This window comes from Microcystis sp. LE19-41.2A (assembly GCF_027530405.1).
Classification (GTDB): domain Bacteria; phylum Cyanobacteriota; class Cyanobacteriia; order Cyanobacteriales; family Microcystaceae; genus Microcystis; species Microcystis aeruginosa.
Genome location: NZ_JAPZQJ010000602.1, coordinates 1 through 6,704, shown reverse-complemented (window position 1 = coordinate 6,704; position 6,704 = coordinate 1). Strand labels below are relative to the sequence as shown.

Annotated in this window: 4 protein-coding genes; 2 read left to right on the top strand and 2 right to left on the bottom strand. The window is 43.6% G+C overall.

Going from position 1 to position 6,704, the window contains the following annotated elements; genetic code table 11:
• Positions 1 to 343 precede the first annotated feature (343 nt).
• Complete coding sequence (cobW, locus tag O9290_RS25115) at positions 344 to 1,378, bottom strand: cobalamin biosynthesis protein CobW (protein WP_002759916.1); 1,035 nt, start codon at positions 1,376 to 1,378, stop codon at positions 344 to 346.
• 203 nt (positions 1,379 to 1,581) lie between these two features.
• On the opposite strand from cobW, the gene O9290_RS25110 reads away from it, so the two are divergent.
• The gene (locus O9290_RS25110; protein ID WP_288025457.1) at positions 1,582 to 1,770 is read left to right on the top strand and encodes a hypothetical protein; all 189 of its coding nucleotides are present in this window, start codon (positions 1,582 to 1,584) and stop codon (positions 1,768 to 1,770) included.
• A 766-nt stretch (positions 1,771 to 2,536) separates the two neighbouring features.
• On the opposite strand, the gene O9290_RS25105 is transcribed toward O9290_RS25110, so the two are convergent.
• Entirely contained in the window at positions 2,537 to 4,441 is a 1,905-nt protein-coding gene (locus O9290_RS25105; protein WP_288055887.1) for a polysaccharide biosynthesis protein, read from the bottom strand.
• 382 nt (positions 4,442 to 4,823) lie between these two features.
• On the opposite strand from O9290_RS25105, the gene crtH reads away from it, so the two are divergent.
• Positions 4,824 to 6,335: a carotenoid isomerase gene (gene crtH / locus O9290_RS25100; protein ID WP_288027688.1), complete on the top strand. Its 1,512-nt coding sequence runs from the start codon at positions 4,824 to 4,826 to the stop codon at positions 6,333 to 6,335.
• Positions 6,336 to 6,704: the final 369 nt, after the last annotated feature.

The window sequence follows — 6,704 nt, the reverse complement described above, 5'->3', positions numbered from 1 at the left end:
AAATAGGCTTTTCGAGGGTAATTCTTGTTTTAATTCTCCATGTACGCAGTCTTTAAAAGCCTCTATTTCGTTCCAAGACACGATTAAGAGTGGCTTTTAGGCTAAGTATAATTACTTATCGCGTAAGTGAGATGCTCCCAGGAGAAGGGAGAAGAGGAGAAGGGAGAAGGGAGAGGGTTTGCTGAAAAAGTTTGTTGGTGGGGTCAGGCGGTCGGCAGGAGGCAGTCCCGATGAAAAAATTTTCACCCCCACAGATGAAAGAGGTTTCTTTCCCCACACCCCACACCCCACACCCCACACCCCACACCCTACACCCCACACCCTGTCCCTAGGAAAAACTTCTTCAGCAAACCCTAGTTAAGGCCTGCTCGATTCTCTGACTATCGAGGGAGCGGCCGATAAAGACCAAGCGAGTTTGCCGCATTTCTGTGGATTGCCAGGGTCGGTCGAAGAAAGAATCAACGCGATCGCCGACTCCCTGTAACACCATACGCATCGGTTTATTGGCCACGTTAACAAATCCCTTGACCCGATAGATTTCTTCTCGGGCTACCAATTCTTTAATCCGTTGGGTCAAAATTCGGGCATCTACGGGAGAATCGAGGCAAAACTGCACAGAATTGATCTCCTCATCGTGATCGTGTTCTTCCTCGTGATCATGATGACTAGGACGACTAGCTAAATCATCCTCGACGGCGGCATTAAATCCCAATAGCACATCGGGGCTAATTTGTCCATCAGCACAAGTAACTATTTTTACCGTCGATCGCAGTTGTGTTTTCAGCCAATTAATAATTTTTTCTAATTCGATTTCGCTGATGAGATCGGTTTTAGTTAAGAGTACCAGGTCAGCGCAGGCTAACTGATCCTCAAATAACTCCTCAATGGGCGTTTCGTGTTCTAAATTGGGGTCTGCTTGCCTTTGTGCCGTTAAAGCGTCCAAATCCGCCACCAGACGACCCCTAGCGACAGCAAAACCATCCACCACGGTGATTACTCCGTCCACCGTCGCACCGTTGCGGATTTCCGGCCAGCGAAAAGCTTGAACCAGAGGTTTAGGTAAAGCTAACCCCGAAGTTTCGATCAGCATACAATCCAACTGTTGCCGTCGCTCCAGCAATTTCTGCATGGTGGGGAGAAATTCTTCCTGTACTGTACAGCACAGACAACCGTTGGTCAGTTCCACAATATTATCGTTGGGGTTGTCATCGCAGGTCTGACAACTTTTCAATAAATCACCATCAATTCCCACTTCTCCGAATTCATTGACCATAACGGCCACCCGTCGGCCTTGATTATTTTGTAGTAGATGACGGATGAGGGTAGTTTTTCCCGCACCCAGAAAACCCGTGATCACAGTAACTGGAATTTTGTGCATAGATAGAGCGATCGATTATGTTCCTAGATCAATCTATCAGACTCTCGCTCTAGGGTTGAGGGTTTCAGCGCTAATTCTTTAGGATTACCCCACCAATTGCCGGACTGTCACAAACTGGCTGAAATTTTCCTAGTTAGTGGTTATTCTGGTAAAAGTTTCAGCCGGCTAGAATAATCGCTGAAAAACTTTTGTGGGAGTGGATCATGTTACAACGTCTTTTTTTAGCCTTTACCCTCGCTTTTCCCCTTTATTTAAGCATTGCTATTCAACAAACTTCTCCTCTAGCTGATAGGGTAAATCGCCCTTCTTCTCGCGGAATCGATAAAATTGAGCGGACAGTAAAAACCATCCAAAAGCAATTAAAACAAGAGCATTCGGTTCAATTAGATTAATAAATTTGGTGAAAAAGAGGATATCTAAAACGGGTGCATCTCATTTTTGTAAATCTACTAATTTGGGATTTTTAAGGGGAAACTTTCTCCTAAAATTGGGCGTTACTTTCGGTTTTATCACTCAACCCTAGGGTTGAGTGATAGTAGGGTTGATTCATGAATCAACCCTACCCAAACCCCCCGTTGGGGATCAAACCCTGGAGCGCATTAGTTTTTCGGTGGGATGCTTACACGCGATTGTTCATATTTTTGGTTCTTCGGTTTTTGTTATGCAATGGACGGGGGTTATAAGGGATGGAACCCTTATATAGAAAGGCATTTGGCGATTTTTGTCAATTATTTTTTATCTAGAGCGAACTAATCAATTAAGTCTCTTGCCAGATAAGGATTTAGTCGATTTATGCCCCCCTATCGAACCATACTAAGTAACGAAGAACCATATTTTTGTACTAATTTAAGAGTCACTGATAATTGCTAATTGGGGCTTGCTGAATAATGGTAAAACCCTTTTAAAATAAAGCTTTTGACCTGTTAAAGTCCGATGTTAGTGCAAGCAAATAGGATTGGGACTTTCAAAAACCTTGCATTATCCTTCTTGTAGTACATCGATTGGTACAAAAAACAAGGGCAACAAAGCCTGAAACGACCGGCTCCTGACTCCTGACTCCTGACTCCTGACTCCTACCCCCAGGAAAAACTTTTTCAGCAGACCCTAATTGTCGGTATTTCTGCAAATGTGGGATGCACTCGCTAAAACTCCTTTCTTTCACTTTTGACTTGACAAATGACCGGCTATTTGCTGCGGGGTCTGGTATTCGGGAACTAAATCTTGTAGGGACTTAACTAAGCCCTGACGGTCATTAACTTGAATATAATTAAGCAGTTGCTCTAATTTGATTTGCAATTTGTCCCAAGCAAGAAAGTGTTCATGAGCGCAAAAAATCTTTGGGTGAGCGGTGGGAAGAGCTTTATCGGTATCGATTAATAATTCTTCGTAGAGTTTTTCCCCTGGTCTTAATCCTGTGATTTCAATATTGATATCTTGTCCTAATTCCAAGCCACTTAAACGAATCATCTGTAGGGCCAAATCGTAAATTCTTACCGGTTCACCCATATCTAACAGGAATACCTCACCCCCTCGGGCCATGGCTCCTGCTTGCATAACCAAACGCACCGCCTCGGGAATAGACATAAAATAGCGAATAATATCGCGATGGGTGAGGGTAATATTCTTACGTTGGGCGATTTGTTCCCGGAAACGCGGCACCACGGAACCGCTACTATCGAGAACATTGCCAAAGCGGACGATAGCGCAACAGGTGGAAGTGTCGGGTAAAGCGGCCAAAGCTTGTACGACTAACTCAGCACAGCGTTTACTGGCCCCCATAATGTTAGTCGGTCTGACGGCCTTATCAGTGGAAATAAGAACTAAATTACTAACTGAATTCTCGATCGCGGTCTGAGCGACATTTAAGGTTCCCCAAACATTAGTGTAAATCCCTTGACTAGGATTGGCTTCCACAAGGGGAACGTGCTTATAGGCGGCCGTGTGATAAATTGTCTGGATCTGGTGTTGTTGGATGACTCGGGCCAGATGATTGCGGTCGAGAACATTGCCTAGATAGGCATACTTGCGTAAATCGCTATAATTTTCGCTTAAATCGAGATCGATTTTGTAGAGGGAAAACTCGTTTAATTCGTAGATTACCAAGCATTTTGGCTTGAGGAAGGCGATTTGTCGGCATAATTCCGAACCGATGGAACCACCACCCCCGGTGACTAACACCGCTTTACCGGTGACATTTTTTCCCAAAAGTTCGGGATGGGGTAGAATTTCTTCCCGTCCTAATAATTCCGAGACATCGACACTGCGAATCTGATTGATGGTCGCTTCTCCCGATAAAATTTTTGAGAGGGGAGGAACGGTTTTAATGTCGATGGGTAAAGTTTCTAGACTTTCGATGATTTGCCGCTTTCTGGCCTTGTCTAGGTTCGGAATAGCGAGAACAACCCAGTCAATGGCCCTTTTTTGGTGCAGTAGTGCCAATTGAGAGGGGGGGTAAACCCTAATGCCTTGGACCACTCGCTGCTGCAAATCGGGATTATCATCAACAAAAGCTAATAAACGATAGTGGGGGTCATTTTGCAGGGAACGTGCTAATTGACAACCCACAATCCCCGCACCATAGATAACGATTGTCGGTTCCCTATCCAGACTACTGACGTAAATATTGAGACGGTGAAAGACAGAACGAATCAACAATCTCACCCCGATAACCAATACTAGGGTTAACAATGCGTCGATAATCAGGACTGAACGTGGCAAAAAGGCATCCCCTTGAAAGTAGGCCAGACTGATTAAAACCCCTGAACTATAGAGAACCGCTTGCAGTACGGAGGAAAGAAACTCTAATCCTGTATAACGTACTACGGGACTGTAAATACCTTTGAGATAGAAAACTAGAGTTTTAATGGCAATTAAACCGAATATTTTCCCTAAAAAAGGTCTAATTTGCTGATATTCGAGGCTCAGATTAAATCTGAGAGAGAAGGCCAGATAGATGCTTAGACAAAAAATCAGGCAATCGGTGACAATCAAAAGAGATCGCTTCGATGACCTAGATAGGGAATTAGCTAATTTAAGGATTTTTTTGGCCAGTTTTCTATACATTATCCAATTGATTAATTAATCTTAAGGTAAATTTACTTAGCTCCTCTCGACTTTCTGTGATAATCAGTGCTTATTATTTGTAGTAGTCTTGCTAGGCAGGGCTTTGAAGAATATATTTCTGGAAAATTCCCCCTATTCTTCTCCCTTCCACACAGAAACAAGAAGAGCCAATGTTTTTATAACAGTAGCGCTACCTGTCTTTCCGGAGATTATATCACCCAAACCCAATTATGTCAAGTTGCCAGATTTGTCCAGAATTTTTTCCTTTTAGCAACTTTTCATCGCTGGCAAAAAATTTTTTGCTCCCGCAAACTAGCCGATAAATGACCGCTAGTCAAGGGTTACAATCAAGAATTGATACAAAAATTTATCGAGTCAAGTTATGAGTAATCAGTACGATGCGATCGTGATTGGGTCGGGAATCGGGGGATTGGTGACAGCGACGCAATTAGCGGCAAAAGGGGCAAAAGTCTTAGTTTTAGAGAGTTATCTGATTCCGGGGGGCAGCGCAGGTTATTTTGAACGAGAGGGTTATCGTTTTGATGTGGGTGCTTCGATGATTTTTGGTTTTGGCAAAAAGGGGACGACTAACCTCCTAACCAAGGCTTTGGCAGCGGTGAATATGAGTATCGAAACCATTGCCGATCCCGTCCAGATCCATTATCATCTCCCGGACGGGTTAGACTTAAAAGTTCATCGCGACTACGAACAATTTTTACAGGAATTAATTAGCCATTTTCCCGGAGAAAAAACTGGTATCCGGCGCTTTTACGATGAATGCTGGCAGGTGTTTAATTGCCTCAATAGTATGGATTTACTATCGCTGGAAGAACCCCGCTATCTGACTAGGGTTTTTTTCCAGCATCCTTTATCCTGTTTGGGATTGGTCAAGTATTTACCCCAAAATGCGGGAGATGTGGCCAGAAAATATATTAAAGACCCGAAATTATTGAAATTTATCGATATGGAATGTTATTGTTGGTCGGTAGTACCCGCCGATCGCACTCCGATGATTAATGCGGGAATGGTCTTTAGCGATCGCCATTACGGCGGAATTAACTATCCCCGAGGGGGAGTAGGACAGATTGCTCTCAAGTTAGTCGCGGGATTGGAAAAAGCCGGTGGTGAAATCCAGTATCAAGCGAGAGTGAATAAGATTATTTTAGATGCAGGACGGGCGATCGGGGTAAAATTGACCAATGGTAAGGAATACTACGCTAAAAAGATTGTTTCTAATGCCACCCGTTGGGATACCTTCGAGAAACTACTCCCCCCGGAATCTCTCCCGGGCAGCGAAAAAAAATGGCAAAAACGCTATCAAAAATCCCCCAGTTTCCTGAGTTTGCATCTGGGAGTTAAGGCCGATGTGTTACCATCAGGAAGCGAATGTCACCATATTTTACTAGAAGATTGGGAAAATATGGAAGCAGAACAGGGAACTATCTTTGTTTCTATTCCTACCTTACTCGATCCCTCCCTCGCACCCCCGGACCATCATATCATTCATACTTTCACCCCTAGCTGGATTGATCAATGGCAAAAACTGCCCCCTCAAGAATATCAACAGAAAAAAGAGGCCGCTGCTCATCGTCTCATTGATCGCCTGAAAAAACTCTTTCCCAAACTAGATACAGGATTAGATTATATCGAAATTGGCACAGCCCGCACCCATCGCCGCTTTTTGAATAGAATCGATGGCAGTTACGGCCCAATACCGCGAAGAAAACTGTTAGGCTTATTAGGAATGCCCTTTAATCGCACAGCTATTCCTAATCTTTATTGTGTGGGAGATAGTACCTTCCCTGGTCAAGGATTAAACGCGGTGGCCTTTTCCGGTTTTGCTTGCAGTCATCTTCTATCGGTAGATATGGGTTTACCTCGTCCCAGAGATTAAAAGCTGAAAATCAGGATTTTTACCGGCGAATTCGGAAACGGGAAGGTAAGACTTGACAGCGTTTCTCAGATGGATGAAGCGCATTTTTGCGACTGGAATCCTTACTTCGGCAAGGTTTAATCTATACTTCACCTTGATGAGAAACGCTGTGGATATTCAACTAAATCTGGTTATTAAAGAATGATTATTTAGGGTTTGCTGAATAATGGTAAAACCCTTTTAAAATAAGGCTTTTGACCTGTTAAAGTCCGATGTTCATGCTGCGAAAATAGGATTGGGACTTTCAAAAACCTTGCATTATCCTTCTTGTGGTACATCGCTTGGTACAAAAAACAAGGGCAACAAAGCCTGAAACGACCGACTCCTGAC